Origin of the sequence: Herbiconiux daphne (assembly GCF_024979295.1) — a bacterium.
GTDB classification, from domain to species: Bacteria; Actinomycetota; Actinomycetes; order Actinomycetales; family Microbacteriaceae; genus Herbiconiux; species Herbiconiux daphnes.
The window spans coordinates 570,874-596,783 of sequence record NZ_JANLCJ010000001.1; the positions used below are offsets into that span (position 1 = coordinate 570,874).

Sequence of the window (25,910 nt, forward strand, 5' to 3'; positions counted from 1 at the left end):
CCGGGCAGGCGTCACTCCGAGGGCGCGGGTTCGGCCGAGGCGGTGGGAGCTGGGGCCGGAACGGAGACGTCGGGCGTGGGGGTCGGCGTCGCGAACGGGGTGGCGCTCGGCACCGGTGTCGGCGCCAGGTCGGAGTACTCGGGCAGCGAGGTGTTGAGCACGGGCACCATGACCTGCTTGCCCTCTTCGCCGCCGTACTGGAAGTAGAGCGGGAACAGGCTGCCGGGCTGCGACACGTTGGTGAGCACGATCTGCTCGGAGTCGGCGCCGCCGAAGCTCGTGATGGCGCCGTTGCCGTCGACGAACACCTTCTCCGTGACCCGTTCGCCGCTCGAGGCGTCTTCGTATTGCACGAGCACCTGCTTGGTCGACACGCTGCGGTTCACGAACGACACGAGCAGGCTCGCGGTGGCGCCGTCTTCGCTGATGAGGGTGGCGTTGCGCACCGAGACGTCGCCGAGGTCGGCGTTCACGCCGTCGGAGGTCTCGACGATCTCGGTGGTGGCCTGGGGCGTGATGAACGCGCACCCGGCAGTGCCGAATGCGACGAGGGCACCCACCAGAACGGATGCCGCCAACCGAGCTCTCACAAGACCCTCCAGAGTCGTAAACGCTTTGAGTTCAGCCTACAACGAGCGGGCTGCGGAGGGCGGGTAAGGACACCCTTACCACATAGCCCCTGTGGTATCCTAGAGGTCACGGAAGGACATCCATTCATGCTTTTTGAGGTTGGCGAAACTGTCGTTTACCCCCACCACGGAGCCGCAACGATCTCCGAGGTGAAGACCCGGGTCATCAAAGGCGAAGAGAAGATCTACCTCAAACTCCGTGTGACGCAGGGCGACCTGACGATCGAGGTGCCCGCCGACAACGTCGACCTGGTCGGCGTTCGCGATGTCATCGGCCGTGAGGGTCTCGACAAGGTGTTCGAGGTGCTGCGTGCGCCGTTCACCGAAGAGCCCACGAACTGGTCGCGCCGCTACAAGGCCAACCTCGAGAAGCTCGCGTCGGGCGACGTCATCAAGGTGAGCGAGGTCGTTCGCGACCTGTGGCGCCGCGACCAAGATCGTGGTCTGTCGGCCGGCGAGAAGCGCATGCTCGCGAAGGCCCGCCAGATTCTCATCTCCGAACTGGCGCTCGCCGAGAAGACCGACGAGGAGAAGGCCTCGCTGGTTCTCGACGAAGTGCTGGCCTCCTAACCCGCGCCTCGGCGCACAGCACGTGGAGTCCCACCACGGTGAGACCGTTCCGGCGGTCGCCGTGATCGTCGTCGCGGCCGGCTCCGGAACCCGGCTCGGCCGCGCGCGCCCCAAGGCCTTCGTCGAGATCGCGGGCCGGAGTATCCTCGAGCGATCGATGGATGCCGTTTCGGGAATGTCCGAGACGGCGACCGTCGTGGTCGTGGTTCCGGACGCGCTCGTGGCCGACGCCCGGGCTGCGCTCGCCGCTGCCGGGGGCGCGCCCGTGATCGTGGTGCCGGGCGGCGACACGCGGCAGAAGTCGGTCGCGGCCGGCATCGCCGTGCTGCCGGAGGGCACCGGGATCGTGCTCGTGCACGACGCGGCGCGCGCATTCACGCCGTCGGCGGTGTTCGACCGGGTGGTCTCGACGGTGCGCTCGAGCGGCAACGGCGCCATCCCCGGTCTGCCGGTGACCGACACCATCAAGTCCGTCGGAGACGACGGGGTGGTGCAGGCGACGGTCGACCGGTCGACGCTCGTGGCCGTGCAGACGCCGCAGGGCTTTCCTCGCGCACACATCGTGGAGGCCTACGCCCGGGCGGCCGGCGACTTCACCGACGACGCGGCCCTCGTGCGTGAGGCCGGGCATCCGGTCGCCGTGGTGCCGGGCGACGCCCGGGCCTTCAAGATCACCACCGCCGACGACCTCGAGCGCGCCGACGACCTCCTTCGGAGACAGGGCATGAACCAGACCAGCATCCGCACCGGCCTCGGCGTCGACGCCCACGCCTTCGACGTCGACGCCGAGCTCTGGCTGGCGGGCCTGCACTGGCCGGGCGAAGCGGGGCTCGCCGGTCACAGCGACGGCGACGTGGTGGCGCACGCCATCTGCGACGCCCTGCTCGGCGCCGCCGGGCTCGGCGACCTGGGCAGCCGCTTCGGCACGTCCGCCCCCGAGCTCGCCGGCGCCCACGGCGACGTCTTCCTGCGCCGCACCCGCGACATCCTCGCCGCGGCCGGGTTCACCGTCGGCAACGTCTCGGTGCAGCTCGTCGGCAACCGCCCCCGCTTCGCACCCCGCAAGGCCGAGGCCGACGCCCTGCTCAGCGCCCTCCTCGGCGCCCCGGTGAGCGTCTCGGCCACCACCACCGACGGCCTCGGCTTCGCCGGCCGTGGCGAGGGCCTCACCGCCATCGCCACAGCCCTCGTCACCCTCACCATCACCGCCTGACCTGGCACGGCGCGACCCGGGGACGCCGCGCGCAGCACGGCGCCCCCGGTAAACTAGCGCAGTGACTTTGAGACTGTTCGATTCGAAAGACCGCGCGTTGGTGGATTTCGTGCCCCTGGTTCCCGGGCACGTCGGCATCTACGTGTGCGGTCCGACCGTGCAGTCGTCGCCGCACATCGGGCACTTGCGGTCGGCGCTCGCCTACGACCAGTTGCGGCGCTGGCTCTCCTACTGCGGGTTCACCGTCACCTATGTGCGCAACGTCACCGACATCGACGACAAGATCCTGCTGAACGCCGAAGGCAGCACCGAGGAGTGGTGGGCCCTGGCCTACCGCGTCGAGCTCGAGTTCACCGCGGCCTACAACGCGATCGGCGTGCTGCCGCCCACCTACGAGCCCCGCGCCACCGCGAGCATCCCCGAGATGCAGGCCATCATCACCCGCCTGATCGAGGGCGGTCACGCTTACGCCACCGACGACGGCACCGGCGACGTCTACTTCGACACCGCGAGCTGGCCCGACTACGGCGAGCTCACCCACCAGAAGCTCGACGACATGGCGCCGGCCGCCGACTCCGACTCCCGGGGCAAGAAAGACGTGCGCGACTTCGCCCTGTGGAAAGGCCACAAAGAGGGCGAGCCGCTCACGGCGGCCTGGTCGAGCCCGTGGGGCGCCGGGCGACCCGGATGGCACATCGAGTGCTCGGCCATGTCGACGAAGTATCTCGGCACCCAGTTCGACATCCACGGCGGCGGGCTAGACCTGCGTTTTCCGCACCACGAGAACGAACTCGCGCAATCGCGGGCCGCGGGTGACGCCTTCGCCAACTATTGGCTGCACAACGGCCTGGTCGCCGTGACCGGGCAGAAGATGTCGAAGTCGCTCGGCAACTCGATCTTCGCCTCAGAGCTCATCGCGTCGGCGAAACCGGTCGTGCTGCGCTACTACCTCGGCGCCGCGCACTACCGGTCGACCCTGGAATACCACGAAGGCGCACTCGAAGAGGCCGAGGCCGCCGTCGCGCGCATCGAGGGCTTTCTCGACCGTGCCGAACGCCGGCTCGCCGACACCCGGTTCGCCGGCACGGCCGAGCTCGTCATCCCCGACGAGTTCCGCGAGGCGATGGACGACGACCTGAGCGTGCCCCAGGCCGTCGCGGTCATCCACGAGACCGTGCGTCGCGGCAACGCCGCGCTCGACGATGAGGACTTCGCCGAGACCGCAGCCCTGCTCGGTCAGGTGCTCGCCATGACCGAGGTGCTCGGCATCAACCCCCTCTCGCCCGAATGGGCATCCGGCGAAGACGGTGTCGCCGAGCGCGCACTCGCTACGCTGGTGGAACGACTCGTCTCCGATCGGGAGACGGCACGCAAGACCCGCGACTTCACCACCGCGGACCGCATCCGGGATGAACTCGGACAAGCCGGAATTTCGATTGAAGACACGCCGAGTGGCGCGCACTGGAGTCTCGATGGCTAAATCATCAACAGGCCGCCCCTCGAGGGCCGGCGCCGTTCGCAAGGGCACCAAGGGCAGCAAGGCGGTCGGGTCGGGAGGCCAGGGCCGTCAGGCGCTCGAGGGCAAGAAGCCCACGCCCAAGGCCGAAGACCGGCCCTACCACCCCGCCGGAAAGGTCAAGGCGGCGCGAGAGCGCTACGCGGCGGCTGGCGGCAAGGCTCGCCCGGGCGCGCGGTCGTCGAACGAGCGGGCTCAGGATGCGCAGCAGTACGGCGGCAGCCGGCCCGCGCCGGCGCGTCGGGTGAAGAAGGCCGACGACAGCGAGATGGTGACCGGCCGCAACTCGGTGGTCGAGGCGCTGCGCGCGCACATCCCGGCGACGGCCCTCTACGTGGCGTTCCGCGTGGAGGTCGACGAGCGCGTGAAAGAGGCGCTGTCGCTCGCGAACAAGCGCGGCATCCCGGTGATGGAGGTCATGCGCCCCGAGCTCGACCGCCTGTCGGGGCACGACTCGGTGCACCAGGGCCTCGCCCTCAAGGTGCCGCCCTACGAATACGCCCACCCCGAGACGCTGCTCGACCAGGTGCAGCGCCGCGGCCAGACGCCGCTCTTCGTGGCGCTCGACGGCATCACCGACCCGCGCAACCTCGGGGCGATCATCCGCTCCACCGCCGCTTTCGGCGGGCAGGGCGTGATCGTGCCGCAGCGGCGATCGGTCGGCGTCACGGCGTCGGCGTGGAAGACCTCGGCGGGCGCCGCTGCACGCACCCCCGTGGCGATGGCCTCCAACCTGACCCAGACGCTCAAGGCGTTCAAGGCCGCGGGCGTGTTCGTGGTCGGCCTCGACGGCGACGGCGACGTCTCGCTGCCCGGGCTCGACTTCGCGAGCGGACCGATCGTGGTCGTCGTGGGCAACGAGGGCAAGGGCCTGTCGCGCCTGGTCACCGAGACCTGCGACGCCATCGTGTCCATTCCCATCTCATCGGGCACCGAGTCGCTCAACGCCGGCATCGCGGCGAGCGTCACGCTCTACGAGATCGCGCGGCAGCGCGCCACCAAGGGCAAGTAGCGCGCGTCGGGTCAGCCGACCTCGCGCCTGACCAGCGCGGCACCGGCGACCATCGCGCGCATCTTGCCCGCGGCACTCTCGCGCGGCAGGTACTTCATGCCGCAGTCGGGCGCCACCACGATCTGGTCGGGTCGCACGAACTCGAGCGCCCGTCGGATGCGGGCGGCGACCGTCTCGGCACTCTCGACCTCCGGGTCGGAGAGGTCGATCACGCCGAGGATGACCTTCTTGTCGCCCAGGCCCGCGAGCACCGACACGTCGAGGTTCGACTGCGCCGTCTCGATCGAGATCTGGTCGCAGGTGCAGCCGAACAGCTCGGGCAGGAACGAGTAGCCGGCGGGCCGGTCGTGGATGATGGCCGCGTAGCCGAAGCAGATGTGCACCGCGGTCGTTCCGGTCACGCCCTCGAGGGCGCGGTTCAGTGCCTCGAGCCCGTAGTCGCGCGCGGCGGCCGAGCGCGCCTCCATGTAGGGCTCGTCGATCTGCACGATGTCGATGCCGGCGTCGAACAGGTCGAGCATCTCGTCGTGCACGGCGTCGGCGTAGGCCATCGCCAGTTCGGCCTGGTCGGGGTAGTAGTCGTTCTGCGCCTGCTGCGACATGGTGAACGGGCCCGGCAGGGTGATCTTCGTGGTGGCGCCGGTGCCCGTTGTGCGCGCCAGCAGAAAACGCGCATCCGCGACCTCCACCGGGCGGTTGCGCCGGATCGGGCCGACCACGCGCGGCACCGGGTTCGGATGCCCGCTGCGGTCGAGCGCGCTGCCCGGGTTGTCGATGTCGACGCCGTCGAGCGCCGTGGCGAAGCGGTTGGAGTAGCTCTCGCGCCGGATCTCGCCGTCGGTCAGGATGTCGAGCCCGGCGGCCTGCTGCTCGGCGATCGCGAGAGCGGTGGCGTCATCGAGAGCCTCGTCGAGGTGCTCGGCGGGGATGCGCCACAGCTCGGCGGCTCGCACCCGCGGAGGAAAGCGGCCGGCGAGCTTCGCGCGATCGATCAGCCATTCGGGCTGCGGTGAACTGCCGACCAGAGACGTAGGGAAGAGCATGGAGCCACTCTAGATCCGGGTGGCCTGCGGGGCTCAGACGTTCAGACGCCAATCGATCGCCGAGGTCTCGGGCGCGGGCTCGCCCTGCACCGCGACGGGCAGCGTGATCGCCTCGGTCGGCGGGCCGACCACCGTGGCCTCGTCGCGGCGGTGGCGCAGCACGTTGTCGACATAGGAGGTCACGGCCTCAGCCAGCGGCACGTCGCGCGACTGCTCCTGGCTCATGAACCAGCGGTGCTCGAGCAGCTGGTGGAACACCTCGGCCGGTTCGAGCTTGCCCTTGAGGTCGCGTGGGATGGCCCGGATGACGGGCTCGAACACCCGGGCGAGCCACTCGTGGGCCACCATTTCGTCATCGTCGTCCTTGCGGCCGTATTTCGCCGAGTAGGAGTCGAGGTCGTTGAGCAGACGCCGGGCCTGGTTCTCCTGCGCGTCGAGCCCGGTGAGCCGCAGCAGACGGCGCTGATGGTGGCCGGCATCCACCACCTTCGGCTGGATGCGCACGGTCGTGCCGCCCTCGGTGGTCTTGATGGCGAGCTCCTCGATGTCGAATCCGAGGTCGTTGAGGCGGTCGACGCGCTCGTTGATGCGCCAGCGCTCCGACGAGCTGAACGACTCGGAGCCGGTGAGCTCCTTCCAGAGCGAGCGGTAGGCCGCGACGATGCCGTTCGAGAGGGTGATCGGGTCGAGTTCTTCGTCGACCCGGCCGCCGGCCTCGAGATCCATCAGTTCGCCGGCGATGTTGACGCGCGCGATCTCGAGGTCGTTCTCGCGCTGGCCGTTCGACAGGCCGCCCTCATACAGCTGACCGGTCTCGGCGTCGACGAGGTAGGCGGCGAACGCGCCCGCGTCGCGACGGAACAGCGTGTTCGACAGCGAGACGTCGCCCCAGAAGAAGCCGATCACGTGCAGGCGCACGAGCAGCACCGCGAGGGCGTCGACGAGGCGGGTGGCGGTGTCGGGGCGGAGGGTCTGCGAGAACAGGGCGCGGTAGGGCAGCGAGAACTTGAGGTGCCGGGTGACGAGCGCGGAGTTGAGCGGATCGCCCTCGTCGTCGGCGCGGTTCGTCACCACGGCGAGCGGATCGACGCACGGCACGTCGAGCCGCTGCAGCGTGCGCAGCATGTCGTACTCGCGCTTCGCCATCTCGTCGGTGGTCTCCTTGATGGCGATGACGTGCCCCGACAGGTGCGCGAAGCGCACGAGGTGCCGCGAGATGCCCTTCGGCAGGGCAGCGATGTACTTGTCGGGCCACTCGTCGAGCGGCAGGTTCCACGGCAGATCGAGGAGCCCGGGGTCGACGGTGGCCGAGGTGATGTTGAGGGAGGCGCTCATGGTTCGTCCAGGTGCTGATCGGGGCGATCGTCGGGTGAAACGACTCTGCCGTGGCTTTCGAGGGCCACGGCAGAGTCTAGAACGGTCAGGGCGGGCAGACTAGCTGACGACCGCCTTGTTGCCGAGGCGCTCGCCCGACTCGAGGTCGAACAGGTGCACGTGGTTCGGTGCCGCCGTGAGGTAGACCTTGTCGCCGACGAACGGGTGCGAGCGGCCGTCGACGCGGGTGACGATGTCGGTGCGCTTGCCGTCGATCTCGGAGTGGCCGTAGAGGTAGCCGTCGGCGCCGAGCTCCTCGATCAGGTCGACCGTCACCTCGAGGCCCTCGCCGGGAACGGCCGAGAGGATGATGTCTTCGGGCCGCACGCCGATGGTGGCACTCGTGCCGGTGGTGCTCGCGAGGGTCTCGCGGTCGACCGGCACGATCGAGGTGCCGAACTTGACGCCGGTGTCGGCGAGGTCGGCGTGGAAGAGGTTCATCGCGGGCGAGCCGATGAAGCCGGCGACGAACACGTTGTTGGGCTTCTCGTAGAGGTCGCGGGGGGTGCCGACCTGCTGCAGCAGTCCGTCTTTCAGCACGGCGATGCGGTCGCCCATGGTGAGCGCCTCGGTCTGGTCGTGGGTGACGTAGACCGTCGTGACACCGAGACGGCGCTGCAGGCTAGCAATCTGAGTGCGGGTCTGCACGCGGAGCTTCGCGTCGAGGTTCGACAGCGGCTCGTCCATGAGGAACACCTGGGGCTGACGCACGATGGCGCGGCCCATGGCCACGCGCTGACGCTGACCACCGGAGAGCGCCTTCGGCTTGCGGCTGAGGTAGGGCTCGAGGTCGAGCAGCTTCGCGGCCTCGAGCACGCGGGTGGCGCGCTCGTCTTTGCCGACGCCCGCGATCTTGAGCGCGAAGCCCATGTTCTCGGCGACGGTCATGTGCGGGTAGAGGGCGTAGTTCTGAAAGACCATCGCGATGTCGCGGTCTTTCGGCGGGATGTCGGTGACGTCACGGTCGCCGATCAGGATGCGGCCCTCGTTGACCTCTTCGAGGCCGGCGAGCATGCGCAGCGACGTGGACTTGCCACAGCCGGAGGGCCCGACCAGCACGAGGAACTCGCCGTCGGCGATCTCGAGGTCGAGCTTGTCGACGGATGCACGCGTCGATCCCGGATAGATTCGGGACGCCTTGTCATACGTGACTGATGCCATGATTCATTTCTCCTTCACCGGCAGGTACGTGCCGGACGATCCGTTGTGATGGATTAACAAGGGCCTGCTTCGTCGAAGACCCAGGGGCAATTATGGCACGAGCCCGGACCGGGGATCTCTCAGAATCGGTTCCTACTATCATTGAGAAGTTGTGTCCCATTCTCAGAGCCCACGGAGCATTCACGCATGACCACTGGCGGATCCGACGACTCGCGTCTGACGAAGAATCAGCGACGCGAGGCGGCGCGCGAGAAGGCGAAGCAGCTGCGTGAAGAGCAGCGCAAGAAGGACATCCGCAACCGGGTCATCCTGATCGGCTCGCTGAGCGTCGTGGTGATCGCCATCATCGTCGGCATCACCCTCGTCATCACCTCCACCCTGAAGCCCGCCGGTCCCGGCCCGCTCAACATGGCCAGCGACGGAATCCAGATCGGTCAAGACTTCAAGGCCGTGCCGACGCCCGCGCTCGCCGCCGGTGAAGACCCGGTGCCGACCGTCAACGACCCCGCATCCGGAGTCATCGACATCCGCATGTACGTCGACTACCTCTGCCCGTTCTGCGGCCAGTTCGAGGCCACTAACAACGAGCAGATCGGCGAGCTCGTGCAGTCCGGTGCGGCCACCGTCGAGATCCATCCGCTCACCATCCTCGACCGCTCGTCGCTCGGCACGAAGTACTCGACCCGTGCGGGCAACGCCGCTGCATGCGTGGCGAACTACTCGCCCGACCAGTTCTGGGCCTTCAACGGGTTGCTCTTCTCGAACCAGCCGGCCGAGAGCACCGAGGGCCTCGACAACGACACCCTCAAAGACCTCGTGAGCCAGGCGGGCGCCACGGCGACCGACGACATCGACGCGTGCATCGACGACAAGACCTTCTGGAGCTGGCTCGAAGACGCGACCTCGCGCGCTCTCAAGGGGCCGCTGCCGAACTCCGACGAGGCCGCCGTCACCGGAACGCCCACCGTGCTCGTGAACGGCCAGAAGTACTCGGGTGCGCTCGACGACGCCGACGCGTTCTCGAGCTTCGTGGTGCAGGTCGCGGGCGAGGCCTACTCGACCGCCACCCCGACACCCACGCCCACCCCGGCGGGCTGACCCGCCGCGTCGACCTGGGCGCTCGTTCGGCCATGGCTAGAATGAGGTGTCCCACCAGCCGGCCTGGCGCAATTGGTAGCGCACCGCTCTTGTAAAGCGGGGGTTACGGGTTCGAGTCCCGTGGCCGGCCCCATCTTCCGCCTCTTTCCGCCGTTCTGCAGGTCACTTTCGACTCAGGTAACGTCCGTTGTCATGATTTGCTCATCATGAGCATTCTTCTTGCTCTTGCTTAGTGCCTTCGACCGGGCCTTTTCCAGCGCGGTCGTGACTTCATCTAGCCGATCCGGCCACAGATGACCGTATGTATTCAGGGTCTCTGTGGCATCTTTGTGACCGAGCATGCGCTGCACTAGCTTCACGTCTGCGCCAGCGGCAATTGCCATACTCGCGGCGGTGTGACGCAGTTTGTGCGGCGTTATCCCCAGCTCGTCAAGGCCGGCCCCCGCGACCGCCTTTGTCCACACCAGGGTCCGCCAGTTGTGGTCGTGAATAGCATCACCCGACACTGTGCGGAAAACATAGTCAGTGCCTTTGTGGCCGTCGATGAGGGGTTTGATCTCATCCACGAGGAACCCAACGAGCGGCATGCTGCCGGCTAGAGAGTCAGACGCGTCATGTGCTCGCGGGATGGAGTCACCCCTGAGGAGGCACTCACAGTTGTGTCCGGCACCCTGTGAAGCTCATGGAATCGCTCGAGTGGGGGACGATGCTCCCGCCGGCTTTCAGGGGTCTGCTAATTTCTGACGCCACGGCAAGGCATCCTCGCGCCACGCATTCTCACGACGCAGCTTCGATTCGATTTTTTTAGCCTGTTCGGACATCTCAGCGGCACTAAGTTTTCCGGTTCGCCAAAATCGAACGTTATTCCCCAATTCGGCCGTCCATCTCAGATATGGCGCAATGAGATCTAGATGCGTGTCTACGGACACTTGACCAGCAGCCTGCAGCGAATTCGTTCCTTGCTGCGCGTAGAAGAGTCCAAGCTGTCGTTCCGCCTCAAGCCACCCAGATAGTTCGTCATCGCGAGTCGAGACAACTTCTGTGAACTGGATCATCCTCGTTCCGAGGGTATTAAGGGCCGAGATCTCATTCGACGGCGAAAGGTCAGTCTTACGAAGTTCGGCTATAGCTTCCAACAGTCGTTCATAAGCTGCGGTCACTCGGTCTGATCGAGCGCGGCGCACATCCGACGAGTGTTGCACCCAAGCAATTAGCGAGGCAATCGCCCCTGCCCCCACGACTCCCGTGATTAGGTCTGGAACGAACGTGCTCCAATCTGAGCTGGTGCGAATTCCTACGAAAGCCAGAATCGTAAGGCTCAGCAAGAATGCGCAGGCGACAAAGACGACGGACAGGGGAATGCGCCTCATGGGGGCGATCGTAGCGAAGCTTGCGAGATCAATCCCGCACCGCGCTCGAGTCGTACCGAGTCGAAGATTCTCTGGTCATGATCTGGTCATGATCAGGTCCAACTGTAGATCAACGGTGAATGACCAAGCGTGAATGTGAGCTGCTTCCGTTCCCTTTGAATACGGGGATCCGCAGACTTAAAGTGATGTAGCTTGACCACCCATGAATACTGCTGAGAGCAAGCGGGGGTTACGGGTTCGAGTCCCGTGGCCGGCCCCACTCGCCGCCCTGCGCGGCAGCATGGTCGCCTTGAGTGACGCACGACGCGATGCGTCGTGGGGTTCGAGTCCCGTGGCCGGCCCTCATCCGCCGCCCTGCGCGGCAGCCACTCAGCGCAGCGGCAGTTCGTAGTGCAGGTACTCCTCGTCGGGTTGCCAGCCGAGCGACTCGTAGAGGCGCTGAGCCGTTGTGTTGGTGCGGGCGGTCGAGAGCTCGAGACGGGCCGCGCCCGCGTCTACGCCGAGCCGGCGGGCGGCTTCGAGCAACGATCGCGCGACCCCGCCACCGCGTGCCTCGGGTCGCACGAAGAGGTCGTAGAGCACGAAGATCGGCGCGAGCTCGAGCGAGCAGAACGACGGGTAGAGCTGCGTGAACCCGTCGAGACCGCCGGATGCCGCCGGCGCGACGAGCACGATCGAGTCGGCTCGGCGCATCCGCTCGTCGAGGTAGGCCTCGGCCGCGGGCTGATCGCCGGCAAGGCCGTAGAAGACGCGATAAGCGTCGAACAAGGCCGCCAGTTCGGGCAGGTCGTCGAGGGTCGCGGGGCGCACGGTCATGCGCACACCCTACGGCCCCGGCCTCAACCGGCTGGTCAACCGCGATCAGCCGGTCAGCGGGTCGGTCCGTCAGCGGGTTTGGGCGCGGCGGCGGCGGTCGATGGCGAACGAGATCGACAGCACCACGAAGCCCAGCGCCGCGAGGCCCACGCCGACGAAGGCGGGGGAGAGGTAGCCGAAGCCGGCGGCGATGACGATTCCGCCGAGGAAGGCGCCGAGGCTGTTGCCGATGTTGAGCGACGAGTGGTTGAGGGCCGCGGCGATCGACTGGGCGTTGTGCGAGACATCCATCAGTCGGGTCTGGATGGCCGGCGAGCACGACCCCGCGAACGCGCCTACGAAGAACACCGACACCACGAGCCCGACCTCGGTCTGCGCCGTGAGGCCGAACGCGAGCACCGAGAGCCCGAGCCCCACGATGTTGATGATCAGTGAGCGCTTCACCGAGCGGTCGGTGAGCCAGCCGCTCACGAAGTTGCCGATGGTCATGCCGATGCCGAACACCACGAGCACCCAGGGCACGAACCCTTCCCCCAGGCCGGTCACGTCGGTGACCACGGGGGCGACGTAGGTGTACACGGCGAACACCCCGCCGAAGCCGATCGAGCCGAGGGCCAGGGTGAGCCAGACCTGCAGGCGGGTGAACGCGCTGAGCTCGTTGCGCATGGTCGCCGTGGGGTCACCGGGCCGGAACGGCACCGCCACGACGATGGCCACGAGCGTGAGGGCGAAGATGACCGCCACCAGCAGGTAGGCGCTGCGCCAGCCGAACGTCTGGCCGAGATAGGTGCCGAACGGCACTCCCACGACATTGGCGATGGTGAGGCCGCCGAGCACGAACGCCACCCCGCGGGCCCGCTTGTCGGGGCCCATCAGCGAGGCCGCGACCAGCGAGGCGATGCCGAAGTAGGCACCGTGCGGCAGCGCACTGAAGAAGCGGGCTGCCAGCACGAGCCCGAACGACGGCAGCACGGCCGACAGCAGGTTGCCCACCACGAACACCGCCACGAGGGCGATCAGCAACCGCTTGCGCGGCCAGCGTGCTGCGAGGGCCGCGATCGTGGGAGCCCCGATCACCACGCCGAGCGCATAGGCCGACACCAGGTAGCCGGCCGAGGCGTTCGCGGCCGAGGGATCGGCGGCGTACTGCGCGGGCAGCAGGTCTTGCGCGATGTTCGGCAGCAGACCCATCGTGACGAACTCGGTCACGCCGATGCCGAACCCGCCCAGAGCGAGGGCCACGATGGCCAGCCACTGGCGGAGCGGGCTGACGCCGGAAACGCCGGAGGGGCCGGCATCCGTGTCTTGCGGAGAGGCGAGGGGTGAGTCTTCGTTGACTGGAGCGAGATCCAGTTCCGTCACAGTGCCTTAATGCTAGAGCACCGACAGGTGGTCCCCGACCCGGATGCGCCCCTTCGGCCGATCGCGCTTGCCTCCGGCGGGCAGGCCGCCGACATAGAGCCAGCCGAGCAGCTCCTCGTACTTTCCGAGTTCGTGGGCCGAGCGCACGGCATCGGTGCGCGTCAGCTCGCCGCTGCGCCAGAACACACCCCAGCCCTCGTCGTCGAGCAGCAGCGTGAGCCCGTGGGCGACGCCTGCCGCCACGGCCTCCTGCTCCCAGTGCGGCACCTTGTGGCTGGGCTTGAACGACGCGACGATCGCGAGCACGAGCGGTGCCCGGTGCGCCTTGCCGCGGAACTTCTCGGCGTCTTTGCCCTTCGCCCCGTCGGCCTTGGCGAGCGCGTCGCCCAGCGTGTTGCGCGCGTCGCCGCGGATCTCGATCACGCGCCACGGGCGCAGACCGCTGTGGTCGGCGAGCTGGCCGGCCGTTTCCACGTAGGCGGCCACCTCGGCGTGGTTCGGGGCGGCATCCGTCACCTTCGACGACGAACGCCGGCGCAGCATGGCCTCTTTGACGCCGGGCACGCCTACTCGGCCGCTTCGAACGAGAGCGACACGGAGTTCATGCAGTAGCGGTCGCCGGTGGGCGTCTGCGGCGCGTCGTCGAACAGGTGCCCGAGGTGCGAGCCGCAGGTGGCGCAGCGCACCTCGGTGCGCACCATGCCGAGCGAGCGGTCTTCGATGAGCTCGACGGCGTCGGAGCCCGACGGGTCGTAGAAGCTCGGCCACCCGCAGTGGGAGTCGAACTTCGTGGTGCTGCGGAACAGCTCGGCGCCGCACGCCTTGCAGCTGTAGACGCCCTCGCGGTTCTCGTCGAGCAACTCGCCCGTCCACGGCCGCTCGGTCGCGGCCTGCCGCAGCACGGCGAACTCGTCACTCGAGAGTTCTTCGCGCCACTGGTCGTCGGACTTGTCCACTCGGTAGGTCATCGGGTCTCCTCGGTTCTCAGGATCAGTTGACAATCATCCCAGTAAACTCTGGACGGTGTCTGCCGATTCCCCTGTTCAGAAGCGCTGGAGCGAGCTCACCACCGACGAGCTCTACGGTCTGCTGAAGCTGCGCACCGACGTCTTCTTCGTGGAGCAGAAGGTCGACGAATCCGAGCTCGACTGGCGAGACGCCGAGCCGGAGACGCTGCACCTCTGGTTAGCCGAGGGCCGTGACGTGATCGCCTGCCTGAGGGTGCTGACGGATGCCCACCCCGAGCACGAAGACGCCCGACGCGTCATCGGCCGGGTGGTCGTGCATCCGCAGCACCGCGGCCGCGGACTCGCCCAGCGGCTGCTGACGTCGGTGATCGAGCAGTTCGGCGACGAGGCGATGCTGTTACACGCCCAGACCTACATAGCGCCGCTCTATGCCCGCTTCGGGTTCGAGGCGTTCGGCGAGCCCTACGACGAAGCCGGCATCAGCCACGTGTCGATGTACCGGCCCGCCGTGGCTATCGGGTCTCATTGAGGCGACCGCCCATATGATGACGAAAAACGCCCGCCGGGGCGATCTGCAGGAGAGGAGCGGATGCATGGCTGCCGCAGAGGAATCGGCCGTCCCCTCGTCGACCGCTCCGTCGATCGCGCCCCTCGGCGAGCGTGACGCGCGCATCCTGCGCTTCGAACGCAGCTGGTGGAAGCACGCCGGCGCCAAGGAGCAAGCCATCCGCAAGGAATTCGGGCTCTCGTCGGCCCGCTACTATCAACTTCTCGGTGCGCTGATCGACTCCCCGTCTGCTCTCGCGCACGATCCGATGCTCATCAAGAGGCTTCAGCGGGTGCGGGATGCGCGGTTGGCCGCGCGTTCTGCTCGACTGCTGTCGCGCGACGACTAGGACCTGATCAAGACCCATGGCCCGTTTTCCCGAGGACACCTTCGACCACCTGCCCGCCCATCGCGACCGCGTGGGCGCCCACCGGGGCCCGCGACCGCGCGGACGCGGGTGGATCGTGCTCGCCTGGGCGGCGCTCGCCACGGCTCTGCTCGTCGGTGCCGGGGTGACCTACCTCACGGTGATCAACGACAACAACCAGTTCGACGACGCGTTCGGCGGTGGCGGCACCAGTTCGGCCGCGCCATCCGAGACCCCGACGCCGACGCCGGTGGTCACGCCGGTGACCGACGGCACCCTCTCGGTGACCGTGCTGAACGGCACCGAGAACGTGGGGCTGGCCGGCCGGGTGGGCCAGGCCGCGATCGACGCCGGCTGGAACGTCGGCACGATGGCCAACGCCAGCTCGACCGACTTCGCCACCACGACCGTCTACTACGAAGACCCGGCCAACGAGGGCGCCGCCCTGGGCCTCGCGCAGGCGCTCGGCACCGCCGCCACCGAACTCTCGACGAGCTTTCCCGGCGCTGCTCTCACCGTGGTGCTCGGCACCGACTATGCCGGCCCCGGGCTCGAAGAGCCGCTGGGCTGAGACCCCCGCGAAACGCCCTCGAAAGGGCTTTCTCGACCGCAATATTTCGCGCGTGTTTCATTCGTGTTGAGTTGCGGTCACGATCTGGCGAAATCTCCATTCGAGCCGTTGTGCGCCGTTTTTCTGCGATTAGTATCTGGAAATGGTCGTGGCAACTGTGTCACTTCTACAGAAACACTGCACTTGGGAGTAACAATGGCGAACGGAACCGTGAAGTGGTTCAACGCTGAAAAAGGCTACGGCTTCATCACTGTCGAGGGGGGCGGACAGGACGTCTTCGTCCATTACTCCGCGATCGACATGGCCGGCTACAAGGTGCTCGAAGAGGGCCAGCAGGTCGTGTTCGAGGTCGGCACCGGAGCAAAGGGGCCGCAGGCCGAGTCCGTTCGACTTGCCTGAGCGTTCCGGGGCGCAGGCGGCGGCACCGGCAGCACCGGCAGCGCCTCGTGTCGGGCGCCACGCGGCGCGGCGCGCAGCGTTATCCTGTGGGGCGTGACCAGCCGACGAAGGGGTGCCGAGCGCATCGTGCTCGGGACAGCGGTCGTCGCGTCGGTCATCGCCCTCTCGGGCTGCACGACGCAACCGGCCGCCGCGCCGACGGCGGTCACGCCGACGGCCGCCGGCACCTCTGACTACCAGACTCCCGCCCCCACCGTGCCGGCCCCGCTGCGGGGCGACCTCGTGCCGGAGGGCTCGCTGACGAGTCCGTCGCTCGCGGCCAAGATCGACAACCACGAAGACGCGCGCCCGCAGATCGGGCTCGAGCGCACCGACATCGTGTTCGAGGAGCTCGTCGAGGGCGGCCTGACACGCTACGTCGCCATCTGGCAGTCCGACATCCCCGACCTGATCGGGCCGGTGCGGTCGATCCGGCCCATGGATCCCGACATCCTCTCGTCGTTCGGCGGCATCGTCGCGTTCTCGGGCGGCCAGGAGCAGTTCGTCGACATGATGCGCGCGGCACCGGTCTACAGCGCCATCCATGGTCAGAGCGACACCGAGTCGACCTTCTACCGCATCGATGGGCGCGACAGCCCCCACGACGTCGTCGTGAAAGCGCAGGAGCTCGTCAGCCAGCACCTCGACCTCGCCGCGCCGGCACAGCAGTTCGCCTACTCGGTCGACACCGCGTCGTCGACCGCGGCCGTCTCCGGCACGCCGACCTCCTCCCTCTCCCTCGTCTTCTCCGACGAGCGCTACCCGAGCTGGATCTGGGATGCGCCCTCCGCGAAATTCCTCCGTCTGCAGGAGGGCACGCCCGACCTCGACGCCCAGGGCGGCCAGCTCTCCGCGACCAACGTCGTCACCCTGCGGGTCGACGAGCAGTACCCCTACGACGCCGAGGTGCCCATGGCGATGCTCGTCGCGAGCGGCGAGGCCTGGGTCTCGACCGGCGGAAAGACGGTTCACGCGACGTGGACGAAGGATGCCGCGACCTCGCCGATCCGGCTGGTCGACGACCTCGGCGCCACCGTGCGCCTGGCCCCCGGCAACACCTGGGTCGAACTCGTTCCGAACGACGGCGGCAGTGTCACCGTCACGCCCGGCGCGGCGTGATCTCACTTGCACTCGGGCATCCCGAGTGCCAGTATTGCTTTAGCACTCGTGAAGTCTGAGTGCTAATCCACTGAATCTTTGAAATACGTCCAGGGAGGACGAGAAACACACATGGCAAAGATCATTGCTTTCGATGAAGAGGCCCGTCGTGGCCTCGAGCGTGGCCTGAACATCCTCGCTGACGCCGTCAAGGTGACGCTTGGCCCGCGCGGCCGCAACGTCGTGCTCGAGAAGAAGTGGGGCGCCCCCACCATCACGAACGACGGCGTCTCCATCGCCAAGGAGATCGAGCTCGACGACCCCTACGAGAAGATCGGTGCCGAGCTCGTCAAAGAGGTCGCTAAGAAGACCGATGACGTGGCCGGCGACGGAACCACCACGGCCACCGTTCTCGCTCAGGCGCTCGTGAAGGAAGGCCTCCGCAACGTGGCCGCCGGCGCCGACCCGATCAGCCTCAAGAAGGGCATCGAGAAGGCCGTCGCGGCTGTCTCGGCCGAGCTGATCAAGAACGCCAAAGAGATCGAGACCAAGGAAGAGATCGCCGCGACCGCGTCGATCTCCGCCGCCGACCCCGAGATCGGCGCCATCATCGCCGAGGCCATCGACAAGGTTGGCAAAGAGGGCGTCGTCACGGTCGAGGAGTCGAACACGTTCGGCACCGAGCTCGAGCTCACCGAGGGCATGCGCTTCGACAAGGGTTACCTGTCGGCCTACTTCGTCACCGACCCCGAGCGCCAGGAAGCGGTCTTCGAAGACCCCTACATCCTGATCGTCAACTCGAAGGTCTCGAACATCAAAGACCTGCTGCCGATCGTCGACAAGGTCATCCAGACCGGCAAGCAGCTGCTCATCATCGCGGAAGACGTCGATGGCGAGGCTCTGGCCACGCTCGTCGTGAACAAGATCCGCGGCATCTTCAAGTCGGTCGCCGTCAAGGCTCCCGGTTTCGGCGACCGCCGCAAGGCGCAGCTGCAGGACATCGCGATCCTCACGGGTGGCCAGGTCATCTCCGAGGAGGTCGGCCTCAAGCTCGAGAACGTCACCCTCGACCTGCTCGGCCAGGCCCGCAAGGTCGTCATCACCAAGGATGAGACCACGATCGTCGAAGGCGCCGGAGACCCCGAAGCCATCGCCGGCCGCGTCGCTCAGATCCGTTCCGAGATCGAGAACACCGACAGCGACTACGACCGCGAGAAGCTCCAGGAGCGCCTCGCGAAGCTCGCCGGTGGTGTGGCGGTCATCAAGGCCGGCGCTGCCACCGAGGTCGAGCTCAAGGAGCGCAAGCACCGCATCGAAGACGCCGTTCGCAACGCGAAGGCCGCCGTCGAAGAGGGCATCGTCGCCGGTGGTGGCGTCGCTCTCATCCAGGCCGGCAAGACCGCGTTCGAGAACCTCACGCTCGAGGGCGACGAGGCGACCGGCGCGAACATCGTCAAGGTGGCCATCGAGGCTCCGCTGAAGCAGATCGCCTTCAACGCCGGTCTCGAGCCCGGTGTCGTCGCCGCCAAGGTGCGCGACCTCGCCTACGGTTGGGGCCTCAACGCCGCGACCGGCGAATACGTCGACCTGATCGCCGCCGGCATCATCGACCCGGCCAAGGTCACCCGCTCGGCGCTGCAGAACGCAGCCTCGATCGCGGGCCTCTTCCTCACCACCGAGGTCGTCGTCGCCGACAAGCCCGAGCGCAACCCGGTTCCGGCCGGCGACCCCACGGGTGGCATGGACTTCTAGTCACCGAACGACAAATGGGCGGTCCCTTCGGGGCCGCCCATTTGTCGTTTAACCCCTTCGCCGAGAAGTCACTTCTCGGTGCTTGGGGGTGGTTTCTGCAGCGGATTGTGACTTCTCGGCGGCTGCTGCAGGCGCTCCCTTCGCCGAGAAGTCACTTCTCGGTGTCTGTGGGTGGTTTCTGCAGCGATTTGTGACTTCTCGGCTGCGGGACCGCGAGCGGGAGTGTGTGCGGGAGGGCGCCGACGGGCGCGGGCACGGGCAGGGGCGGGCGCTGGCGCCCGCCGCGCCGGCTGCGCCGCGCGCGTGGCCCGCTCTCGCGCATTTCGCCGAGAAGTCACTTTTCGGTGTTTGTGGGTGGCTTTTGTAGCGGAATGGGACTTGTCGGCGGGGCGGGAGGGGGCCCGCACCGCTGCCGCTACTTGAGGATCTTCGTGGGCGGCGGGGTGGGGGGCGCGCCGGCGGGGATGAGCGGCAGCGTGATGCGGAAGGTCGCACCGCCGCCAGGCGTCTCGAGGGCCTGCACGGTGCCGTGGTGGGCGGCGATGATCGACGACACGATCGCGAGCCCCAGGCCGCTGCCGCCGGTCTCGCGCGTGCGCGAGGAGTCGGCGCGCCAGAACCGCTGGAAGATCTTCTCGCGGATCTGCGGCGGGATGCCCTCGCCGTGGTCGATCACGTCGACCATGGCCACTCGGCGCTCGTCGTCGACCTGCACCGCGAGCTCGATCGGGCTGTCGGCGTCGGTGAAGCGCAGAGCGTTGCCGATGAGGTTCGTGAGCACCTGCCGGATCTTGTTCTCCTCGGCCAGCACGATCGGGCGCGTCTCGACCACGGGCGCCGCGACCGGCGCGGGCTCGGCGGCTGGCACGCCGGGAACGACCGGCACCGGAGTCGGCCTGGGGCGCCGGCGCAGGCGAGCCAGAGTGGCGTTCGCGAAGGCGATGGGGCGGGTGGCGTTGGTGGGCGGTGACGCCGGGTCGGCGGCATCCGGATTCTCGTCGGTCGGGTCGCCGCTGTCGACGCCGGGGCCGAAGACCGACGACGGGCCCTCGGGGGTGATGACCGACACGATGCGGCCGGGACTGGCGGCGCGGGCGTCGAGCGCGGCGTCCATGGTGAGGGGCACGAGATCGACCGGGGCGAGCTGCAGCGGGCGGGTCTCGTCGAGGCGCGCGAGCTCGAGCAGGTCTTCGACCAGCGTGCCCATGCGGATCGCTTCTTTCTCGATGCGGTCCATGGCCTGGGCGACGTCTTCGGGGGTCTGCAGGGCCCCCATGCGGTAGAGCTCGGCGTAGCCGCGCACCGACACGAGCGGTGTGCGGAGTTCGTGCGACGCATCGCCCACGAACCGTCGCATCTGGTCGATGGTGCGGGCCCGGTCGGCGAAAGCGCTGTCGATGCGCGACAGCATGGTGTTGAGCGAGCGATTGAGTCGCCCGACCTCGGTGTTGGGCGTGGTGTCGGACATGCGCCGGCTGAAGTCGCCGCCGTCGGCGATCGCGGCCGCCGTGCGCTCGACCTCTCGCAGCGGCCCGAAGGTGGACGTCACGAGCAGACGGGTGAGCATGGCGCCCAGGATGACGACACCCACGCCGAAGGCGAGGAAGATCGACAGATAGGTGGCGGTGGTCTTCTCGGTCTCGGCCAACGACTTGGCGATGACCACGTTGCCGAGCGAGCCGTCGCCCCCGAACAGATAGACGGTGGTCGCGACCGCGTGCCACTGCGTGCGCTGGTCGCCCGACTCGACGTTGAAGACCTTGCCCTCGAGCAGGTTCGACGTGTCGAGCGAGATCTGCGCCTCGGGCATCGAACCCTCGGGGCGGTCGCCCCAGTTGCTCACGATCAGGTTGCCCGACGCGTCGAGCAGGCCCACGAAGAAGTCACTCGGGGCCGAGGTGATGTCTTCGATGCGGAACGAATCGGGCGAGGCATCCGGGCCGAGGAACGGCGACGGGTCTTTGGCCGCGGTGTCGAGCTGGCTGTCGACCTGTTGCAGCAGATAGGTGCGCAGCACGATCATCGTGCCGACTCCCGACACGACGAGGCCGAAGGTGAGCATCAAGACCGTGACGCCGGTGATCTTGGTGCGCAGGGAGATGGCGTTCCACTGCTTCAGGATCGCGTTGTGCATCAGGAGAGAAGGCTAGCGCGCCGCCATGCGGCGGAGCTTAGGCTTTGCTGACCTTCAGCATATATCCGAAGCCGCGCTTGGTCTGGATGAGCGACTCCTCGGTGTGGGCGTCGAGCTTGCGGCGCAGGTAGGAGATGTAGCTCTCGACGATGCCGGCGTCACCGTTGAAGTCGTATTCCCACACGTGGTCGAGGATCTGAGCCTTCGACAGCACGCGGTTGGGGTTGAGCATCAGGTAGCGCAGCAGCTTGAACTCGGTGGGGGAGAGCTCGATCGCGGCGTCGCCCACGAACACCTCGTGGGTGTCCTGATCCATGGTGAGCTCGCCGGCGCGGATGATGGCGTCTTCGTCGGCCTGCATGGTGCGGCGGAGGATGGCCTTGATGCGCGCCACGATCTCGTCGAGGCTGAACGGCTTCGTGACGTAGTCGTCGCCACCGACGGTGAGGCCGGTGATCTTGTCTTCGGTGTCGTCTTTCGCGGTGAGGAAGAGGATGGGGGCGGTGTAGCCCGCCGCCCGCAGCCGCTTGGTGACGCCGAAGCCGTTCATGTCGGGCAGCATCACGTCGAGGATGATGAGGTCGGGCTCTTCTTCGAGAACGGCGGAGATGGTCTGCGCGCCGTTGCTGACAGCTCGCACCGCGAAGCCGGCGAATCGCAGGCTCGTGGTGAGGAGGTCGCGGATGTTCGGTTCGTCGTCGACGATCAGGATGCGAGGGCCGGTCATGCACCCATTATCTGCGGGTTCACTGGGCGAAACCTGAGAGAATTTGGGGCGCGGACCATCAGCCGGCTTGGACGGTGTCGCCCGTCAGCGCCGTCGCACCCGCGCGTCCCCTCGGCTCAGGCGGCTTCGAGGGCGTCGGCGTCGACGATGCTGTAGGCGTAGCCCTGCTCGGCCAGGAACCGCTGCCGGTTCTGGGCGAACTCCTGGTCGACGGTGTCGCGGGCGACGAGGGTGTAGAAGCTCGCCGACAGGCCCGACTCCTTCGGCCGCAGCAGGCGCCCGAGGCGCTGCGCCTCTTCTTGCCGCGAGCCGAACGACCCGGAGACCTGGATGGCGACGCTCGCCTCGGGCAGGTCGATCGAGAAGTTCGCCACCTTGCTGACCACGAGGATCTTCTCGTCGCCGTCGCGGAAGGCCTGGAACAGGCGCTCGCGCTCGGCGACCGGCGTCGCGCCTGTGATCTGGGGCGCCCCGAGCTCGCGGGAGAGCTCGTCGAGCTGGTCGAGGTATTGACCGATCACCAGGATGCGCTCGCCGCGGTGGCGCTCGATCAGCTGGCGGGTCGCGTCGAGCTTCGCCGGCGCCGTGGCGGCCAGGCGGTAGCGCTCGTCGTCGGCAGCCGCGGCGTAGGTCATGCGCTCCTGGAACGGCAGGTCGACGCGCACCTCGAAGCAGTTCGCCGGCGAGATGTACCCCTGCGCCTCGATCTCCTTCCACGGGGCGTCGAACCGCTTCGGCCCGATCAGGCTGAACACGTCGGACTCGCGCCCGTCTTCACGCACGAGCGTGGCCGTGAGGCCCAGGCGGCGCCGCGCCTGCAGGTCGGCGGTCAGCTTGAAGACCGGGGCGGGCAGCAGGTGCACCTCGTCGTAGACCACGAGCCCCCAGTCGAGGGCGTCGAGCAGCTCGAGGTGGGCGTAGTTGCCCTTTCGCTTCGACGTGAGGATCTGGTAGGTCGCGATGGTGACGGGCTTGATCTCTTTGACGAGACCGGAGTATTCGCCGATCTCCTCCTCGGTCAGTGTCGTGCGCTTCAACAGTTCGCTGCGCCACTGGCGCGCCGAGACGGTGTTGGTCACGAGGATGAGGGTGTTGGTCTTGACGGTCGCCATGGCGCCGGCGCCGACCAAGGTCTTGCCCGCGCCGCACGGCAGCACCACGACGCCGGAGCCGTGCTCGAAGAAGTTGTCGACCGCCTTCTGCTGATAGTCGCGCAGATGCCACTCGCTCTCGTCGAGCGCGATCTCGTGCGGGGTTCCGGGCGTGAACCCGGCCAGGTCGTCGGCCGGCCAGCCGAGCTTGATGAGCTCCTGCTTGAGTTGGCCGCGGGCCCAGGGCTCGATGCTCCAGGTGCCGTCGTCGAGCCGCGCCGTGAGGAGTGGGGCGACCTTCTTGGCGCGCGTGATTTCGGCGAGCACGGCGGCATCCGTCGATCTCAGCGTCAGCACGCCTTCTGGCTGCCGTTCGATCACGAGCTTGCCGTAGCGGCCGATGGTCTCGACGATCTCGATGGTGACGGTCTGCGGCACGGCGAACTTCGAGAACCGCTCGAGGGTGGCCAGGATCTCGTCGGCCGAGTGCCCGGCCGCGCGCGCGTTCCAGAGCCCGAGCCGGGTGATGCGATAGGTGTGGACGTGCTCGGGAGCGCGTTCGAGTTCGGCGAACACCGCGAGTTCGTGGCGTGCGGATTCGGCTTCCGGGTGGGCGACTTCGAGCAGTACGGTGCGGTCGCTTTGAACGATGAGAGGGCCGTCGGGCATAACAGACGAGTCTACGGCGACCTGCTGTCAGTTGGTCGTGACCTGCAGGATGTTCGCCACGGGCACCGTTCGCTCGACGCCGGCGCGCACGTCGACGCAACGAAGGCGGCCGTTCGAGAGACTGAGCGGCGTGACCTCGAGGTGCGTGGTGCTGCCGTCGGGCATGCGCACGTCGACGGTCACCGGTGTGCGGGTGCGCACGGCCTTGTCGAGTTGCCGCCCGATCCAGGCCGAGGCGTCATCGGGAGCGGACTGCGCCGACGACGCCCGCAGCCTCAGCACGAGGTCGGCGATGGCCGCAGGGACTGGCGCGTCGTCGACGACCGGGCGGGAGGGCAGCACGCGGGCCCGGCGCATGACGAGTTCGTCGCCGGAGGCGTCTTCGGCGAGCACGGGGTAGCGTGCGTCGACGAGCATCCAGTAGACGGCGGCGTAGTCGACCCGGGTCGACAGGGCGCCCTCGCGGTCGCGGCGGAGGCCGAGCGGGTTGAGCGCCTGGTCAATGGCGATGGCGCGCAGCAGGGTGTCGTCGGCGGTGCGGATCTCGGTGCGCGCGCCGAACGAGGTGGTGTCGGGCGAGAAGGGGCTGGCGGCGGGGTCGGGTCGGGTGTGGTTGGTGTGGGGGTCGTGGTCGGGACGGGCATGGTCGCCCCCGGTGTCGGGGTCGCCCGTGGCCTGGCCCGGTGCGATGGCGCCGGACGAGGTCGCGCCGTCGAGTCGACGCACGCGCACGAGGCCGTGGCGCCGGCGGCCCTCGCCGATCAGGTAGTCGACGGCCTGCGGCAGGCCGGTGAGCGAGGTGCGCGCGAGGAACTCCCTCAGCGACAGCTCGGTCTCGCCCGAGGCCAGTGCCCGGTCGATGCTCTGCTGCGAGATGCGGTAGGCGGATGCGACGCCGCGGGTCTCGATGTCGGCGAGCAGCCTCAGGCGGGCGTCGACCGAGGGCACCAGGGGGCCTGGGGCGATGACCGAGAGGTCGTGCTGGAGGTAGACCTGATCGACCTCCGGCGGGAGTTCGGCCTCGACCGCGGAGGCCGCCTCGGCGGTGTCGGACGGGCCGGCCAGCACGGCGCGGCCGAACACCGTCGATCGCCCGTCGACGGCCAGACCGAGGAGTTCGCCCACCGTGTCGACGTGGCCGAGGGCGGCGCGCATCGCGGGGTCGGCGGCCGGGAATTTCGCGGCGAAGCTCGTGCGAAGGCGCGACCCGCCCGACCAGTCGGGGGCCCCGGCGGCGAGCACGCGCTGCACCGGCTCGGGGAGTGCGTGCAGCCACGCGCGCGCCAACTCGAGCCAGCGCTCGCCGCTCGGCAGCAGGCTCCAGGCGTCGGCGGTGGTGGTCGAGAGCAGGTTGTCGGCCTCGACGGCGACGAGGCCGGCCGCCACCGCGATGTCGATCAGGTCGGTGACCACGGCCGGCTCGACGCCGAGCAGAGCGGCGAGTCGCTTGTCGTCGGTGGCCGAGACGCCGCCGCGGGCACGGATGCGCACGGGGGCGGAGCGCAACTGCTGGCCGAGCTCCGAGATGGCGGTGAGGGCGGTGAAGGCGCGCTCGCTCGCCAGGGCGCGGTCGCTCGGCGCGGTGGCGGAGGGGATGGGTACCCCGCCAGCGGGTCGTTCGGCGGCGGGTCCGGCGGGCCCGGCGGGGTCAATAGGCTCGGCGTCGGCGTCGGCGTCGGCGTCGGTGCTCGCGGGGGCGCCGGGGGCGTCCGCGTCCGAGTCGGCTCGGGCGAGCACTGCAGCCGCGGCGTCTTCAACCGCAGCGTAGGCGCGGATGCCGCCTGGCGCATCCGGAACCGCATGGGCCAGACCGAGCTCGACCATCGGCGTCGGGTCGGCGGGCGTCGAGCCCTCGGCCAGCGCTTCGATCGTCGCCCGATCGAGCGAGCGCAGCGCGAGCCGCACCGAGACCGGGTCGAGCAGGGCGTCGGCCAGGTCGAAGAAATCGCGCACCTCTCTCGTCGCGACCTGCCGGGTCACCAGGAGTGCGGTTAGCGCGTCGTCATCCAGGGCGCTGAGCCGCCGGGCGAGCGTGAGCGAATCGCTCATCGACTCCCGCGAGCGTCGCGCGCCCGGCGGCGCATGCTGAGAACGAGGAGGATGAGCATCAGCACGAAGCCGATCGGCAGGCCGATGACGGGCAGCAGGGCGATCGTCGTCCAGAGCGAGTTGCCCGAGAGGTCGATCGAGGCGGCACCGGCGATCAGCACGGCGATGATGGCGAGCACCGACAACCCCAGCACCGTCACGACGGCGAACGTCAGTGAACGCTCGATGCGGCTGGCAGGGGTCTGCTCGGTATCACTCACGACACTAAGGATACGCACCGGTAGGCTAGTAGGTGGCCCCGAGCGGTATTCGGGCCGATTACACGAGGAGATCCA

26 protein-coding genes and 1 tRNA gene are annotated in these 25,910 nt (G+C 68.1%); 12 read left to right on the forward strand and 15 right to left on the reverse strand.

Annotated elements, in window-relative coordinates; genetic code table 11:
* Window positions 1-11 precede the first annotated feature (11 nt).
* Window positions 12-590: a hypothetical protein gene (locus tag N1032_RS02985; RefSeq protein ID WP_259537347.1), complete on the reverse strand. Its 579-nt coding sequence runs from the start codon at window positions 588-590 to the stop codon at window positions 12-14.
* 126 nt (window positions 591-716) lie between these two features.
* Here N1032_RS02985 and N1032_RS02990 point away from each other — a divergent pair, with 126 nt between their 5' ends.
* From N1032_RS02990 to rlmB, 4 genes are all read left to right on the forward strand, one after another.
* Window positions 717-1,199, forward strand: a complete 483-nt coding sequence (locus tag N1032_RS02990; protein ID WP_066040922.1) for a CarD family transcriptional regulator — start codon at window positions 717-719, stop codon at window positions 1,197-1,199.
* A 22-nt stretch (window positions 1,200-1,221) separates the two neighbouring features.
* On the forward strand, window positions 1,222-2,412 hold the full coding sequence (ispD, locus tag N1032_RS02995) for a 2-C-methyl-D-erythritol 4-phosphate cytidylyltransferase (protein ID WP_259537348.1): 1,191 nt from the start codon (window positions 1,222-1,224) through the stop codon (window positions 2,410-2,412).
* A gap of 61 nt (window positions 2,413-2,473) precedes the next feature.
* Window positions 2,474-3,892 (forward strand): cysteine--tRNA ligase, encoded by a 1,419-nt coding sequence (gene cysS / locus N1032_RS03000; RefSeq protein WP_259537350.1) that lies wholly within the window; start codon window positions 2,474-2,476, stop codon window positions 3,890-3,892.
* The gene (rlmB, locus tag N1032_RS03005) at window positions 3,885-4,940 is read left to right on the forward strand and encodes a 23S rRNA (guanosine(2251)-2'-O)-methyltransferase RlmB (RefSeq protein ID WP_259537351.1); all 1,056 of its coding nucleotides are present in this window, start codon (window positions 3,885-3,887) and stop codon (window positions 4,938-4,940) included. The genes cysS and rlmB overlap by 8 nt, the downstream gene beginning before the upstream one ends.
* Before the next feature lie 11 nt (window positions 4,941-4,951).
* Here the strand turns inward: rlmB and N1032_RS03010 are convergent, their stop codons facing one another.
* The 3 genes from N1032_RS03010 to N1032_RS03020 form a co-directional block, all read right to left on the reverse strand.
* A complete protein-coding gene (locus N1032_RS03010; protein ID WP_259537352.1) occupies window positions 4,952-5,983 on the reverse strand; it encodes a methionine synthase in 1,032 nt (343 codons plus the stop codon).
* Window positions 5,984-6,016: 33 nt separating this feature from the next.
* Window positions 6,017-7,318: a DUF4032 domain-containing protein gene (locus N1032_RS03015; RefSeq protein ID WP_259537353.1), complete on the reverse strand. Its 1,302-nt coding sequence runs from the start codon at window positions 7,316-7,318 to the stop codon at window positions 6,017-6,019.
* 99 nt (window positions 7,319-7,417) lie between these two features.
* Entirely contained in the window at window positions 7,418-8,518 is a 1,101-nt protein-coding gene (locus N1032_RS03020) for an ABC transporter ATP-binding protein (protein WP_259537354.1), read from the reverse strand.
* 186 nt (window positions 8,519-8,704) lie between these two features.
* Between N1032_RS03020 and N1032_RS03025 the strand changes: the two genes are divergently transcribed.
* Window positions 8,705-9,616, forward strand: coding sequence for a DsbA family protein (locus N1032_RS03025; protein ID WP_259537355.1), 912 nt, complete (start codon window positions 8,705-8,707; stop codon window positions 9,614-9,616).
* Between the two features lie 57 nt (window positions 9,617-9,673).
* A tRNA-Thr gene (locus tag N1032_RS03030) sits at window positions 9,674-9,749 on the forward strand.
* Window positions 9,750-9,789: 40 nt separating this feature from the next.
* Here N1032_RS03030 and N1032_RS03035 read toward each other — a convergent pair.
* The 6 genes from N1032_RS03035 to msrB all read right to left on the reverse strand — a co-directional run bounded on the left by N1032_RS03035 (window position 9,790) and on the right by msrB (window position 14,132).
* Entirely contained in the window at window positions 9,790-10,203 is a 414-nt protein-coding gene (locus N1032_RS03035; protein WP_259537356.1) for a tyrosine-type recombinase/integrase, read from the reverse strand.
* 135 nt (window positions 10,204-10,338) lie between these two features.
* Complete coding sequence (locus N1032_RS03040; protein ID WP_259537358.1) at window positions 10,339-10,986, reverse strand: hypothetical protein; 648 nt, start codon at window positions 10,984-10,986, stop codon at window positions 10,339-10,341.
* Between the two features lie 369 nt (window positions 10,987-11,355).
* Window positions 11,356-11,802 (reverse strand): GNAT family N-acetyltransferase, encoded by a 447-nt coding sequence (locus N1032_RS03045; RefSeq protein WP_259537359.1) that lies wholly within the window; start codon window positions 11,800-11,802, stop codon window positions 11,356-11,358.
* A 69-nt stretch (window positions 11,803-11,871) separates the two neighbouring features.
* Window positions 11,872-13,053, reverse strand: coding sequence for an MFS transporter (locus tag N1032_RS03050; protein WP_259537966.1), 1,182 nt, complete (start codon window positions 13,051-13,053; stop codon window positions 11,872-11,874).
* A 123-nt stretch (window positions 13,054-13,176) separates the two neighbouring features.
* Complete coding sequence (locus N1032_RS03055) at window positions 13,177-13,728, reverse strand: nitroreductase family protein (protein ID WP_259537360.1); 552 nt, start codon at window positions 13,726-13,728, stop codon at window positions 13,177-13,179.
* A gap of 2 nt (window positions 13,729-13,730) precedes the next feature.
* Window positions 13,731-14,132 (reverse strand): peptide-methionine (R)-S-oxide reductase MsrB, encoded by a 402-nt coding sequence (gene msrB / locus N1032_RS03060; RefSeq protein ID WP_259537361.1) that lies wholly within the window; start codon window positions 14,130-14,132, stop codon window positions 13,731-13,733.
* 55 nt (window positions 14,133-14,187) lie between these two features.
* On the opposite strand from msrB, the gene N1032_RS03065 reads away from it, so the two are divergent.
* The 6 genes from N1032_RS03065 to groL all read left to right on the forward strand — a co-directional run bounded on the left by N1032_RS03065 (window position 14,188) and on the right by groL (window position 18,905).
* On the forward strand, window positions 14,188-14,661 hold the full coding sequence (locus N1032_RS03065; RefSeq protein ID WP_259537362.1) for a GNAT family N-acetyltransferase: 474 nt from the start codon (window positions 14,188-14,190) through the stop codon (window positions 14,659-14,661).
* 64 nt (window positions 14,662-14,725) lie between these two features.
* Window positions 14,726-15,028 (forward strand): DUF3263 domain-containing protein, encoded by a 303-nt coding sequence (locus tag N1032_RS03070; protein ID WP_259537363.1) that lies wholly within the window; start codon window positions 14,726-14,728, stop codon window positions 15,026-15,028.
* 16 nt (window positions 15,029-15,044) lie between these two features.
* Entirely contained in the window at window positions 15,045-15,617 is a 573-nt protein-coding gene (locus tag N1032_RS03075) for a LytR C-terminal domain-containing protein (protein ID WP_259537364.1), read from the forward strand.
* A 195-nt stretch (window positions 15,618-15,812) separates the two neighbouring features.
* The gene (locus N1032_RS03080; protein ID WP_259537366.1) at window positions 15,813-16,016 is read left to right on the forward strand and encodes a cold-shock protein; all 204 of its coding nucleotides are present in this window, start codon (window positions 15,813-15,815) and stop codon (window positions 16,014-16,016) included.
* Window positions 16,017-16,109: 93 nt separating this feature from the next.
* Window positions 16,110-17,174 carry a DUF3048 domain-containing protein gene (locus N1032_RS03085; RefSeq protein WP_259537368.1) on the forward strand — a complete coding sequence of 355 codons (1,065 nt, stop codon included), beginning with the start codon at window positions 16,110-16,112 and terminating at the stop codon, window positions 17,172-17,174.
* A 111-nt stretch (window positions 17,175-17,285) separates the two neighbouring features.
* Window positions 17,286-18,905 (forward strand): chaperonin GroEL, encoded by a 1,620-nt coding sequence (gene groL, locus N1032_RS03090; protein ID WP_259537369.1) that lies wholly within the window; start codon window positions 17,286-17,288, stop codon window positions 18,903-18,905.
* A 415-nt stretch (window positions 18,906-19,320) separates the two neighbouring features.
* Here groL and N1032_RS03095 read toward each other — a convergent pair whose 3' ends face one another.
* The 5 genes from N1032_RS03095 to N1032_RS03115 form a co-directional block, all read right to left on the reverse strand.
* A complete protein-coding gene (locus N1032_RS03095) occupies window positions 19,321-21,039 on the reverse strand; it encodes a sensor histidine kinase (protein WP_259537370.1) in 1,719 nt (572 codons plus the stop codon).
* A gap of 37 nt (window positions 21,040-21,076) precedes the next feature.
* A complete protein-coding gene (locus N1032_RS03100; protein WP_022897448.1) occupies window positions 21,077-21,766 on the reverse strand; it encodes a response regulator transcription factor in 690 nt (229 codons plus the stop codon).
* Window positions 21,767-21,882: 116 nt separating this feature from the next.
* Window positions 21,883-23,526: a DNA repair helicase XPB gene (locus tag N1032_RS03105; protein WP_259537371.1), complete on the reverse strand. Its 1,644-nt coding sequence runs from the start codon at window positions 23,524-23,526 to the stop codon at window positions 21,883-21,885.
* Window positions 23,527-23,553: 27 nt separating this feature from the next.
* Complete coding sequence (locus tag N1032_RS03110; RefSeq protein ID WP_259537372.1) at window positions 23,554-25,575, reverse strand: helicase-associated domain-containing protein; 2,022 nt, start codon at window positions 25,573-25,575, stop codon at window positions 23,554-23,556.
* Entirely contained in the window at window positions 25,572-25,835 is a 264-nt protein-coding gene (locus N1032_RS03115; protein WP_259537374.1) for a hypothetical protein, read from the reverse strand. The genes N1032_RS03110 and N1032_RS03115 overlap by 4 nt, the downstream gene beginning before the upstream one ends.
* Window positions 25,836-25,910: the final 75 nt, after the last annotated feature.

Bases quoted from the DNA above. Each gene is read 5' to 3' on its own strand.
- N1032_RS02990 (WP_066040922.1), top strand. From the start codon at position 717: ATGCTTTTTGAGGTTGGCGAAACTGTCGTTTACCCCCACCACGGAGCC.
- rlmB (WP_259537351.1), top strand. From the start codon at position 3,885: ATGGCTAAATCATCAACAGGCCGCCCCTCGAGGGCCGGCGCCGTTCGC.
- N1032_RS03010 (WP_259537352.1), bottom strand. From the start codon at position 5,983: ATGCTCTTCCCTACGTCTCTGGTCGGCAGTTCACCGCAGCCCGAATGG.
- N1032_RS03015 (WP_259537353.1), bottom strand. From the start codon at position 7,318: ATGAGCGCCTCCCTCAACATCACCTCGGCCACCGTCGACCCCGGGCTC.
- N1032_RS03020 (WP_259537354.1), bottom strand. From the start codon at position 8,518: ATGGCATCAGTCACGTATGACAAGGCGTCCCGAATCTATCCGGGATCG.
- N1032_RS03025 (WP_259537355.1), top strand. From the start codon at position 8,705: ATGACCACTGGCGGATCCGACGACTCGCGTCTGACGAAGAATCAGCGA.
- N1032_RS03035 (WP_259537356.1), bottom strand. From the start codon at position 10,203: ATGCCGCTCGTTGGGTTCCTCGTGGATGAGATCAAACCCCTCATCGAC.
- N1032_RS03040 (WP_259537358.1), bottom strand. From the start codon at position 10,986: ATGAGGCGCATTCCCCTGTCCGTCGTCTTTGTCGCCTGCGCATTCTTG.
- N1032_RS03045 (WP_259537359.1), bottom strand. From the start codon at position 11,802: ATGACCGTGCGCCCCGCGACCCTCGACGACCTGCCCGAACTGGCGGCC.
- msrB (WP_259537361.1), bottom strand. From the start codon at position 14,132: ATGACCTACCGAGTGGACAAGTCCGACGACCAGTGGCGCGAAGAACTC.
- N1032_RS03070 (WP_259537363.1), top strand. From the start codon at position 14,726: ATGGCTGCCGCAGAGGAATCGGCCGTCCCCTCGTCGACCGCTCCGTCG.
- N1032_RS03075 (WP_259537364.1), top strand. From the start codon at position 15,045: ATGGCCCGTTTTCCCGAGGACACCTTCGACCACCTGCCCGCCCATCGC.
- N1032_RS03080 (WP_259537366.1), top strand. From the start codon at position 15,813: ATGGCGAACGGAACCGTGAAGTGGTTCAACGCTGAAAAAGGCTACGGC.
- groL (WP_259537369.1), top strand. From the start codon at position 17,286: ATGGCAAAGATCATTGCTTTCGATGAAGAGGCCCGTCGTGGCCTCGAG.
- N1032_RS03095 (WP_259537370.1), bottom strand. From the start codon at position 21,039: ATGCACAACGCGATCCTGAAGCAGTGGAACGCCATCTCCCTGCGCACC.
- N1032_RS03100 (WP_022897448.1), bottom strand. From the start codon at position 21,766: ATGACCGGCCCTCGCATCCTGATCGTCGACGACGAACCGAACATCCGC.
- N1032_RS03105 (WP_259537371.1), bottom strand. From the start codon at position 23,526: ATGCCCGACGGCCCTCTCATCGTTCAAAGCGACCGCACCGTACTGCTC.
- N1032_RS03110 (WP_259537372.1), bottom strand. From the start codon at position 25,575: ATGAGCGATTCGCTCACGCTCGCCCGGCGGCTCAGCGCCCTGGATGAC.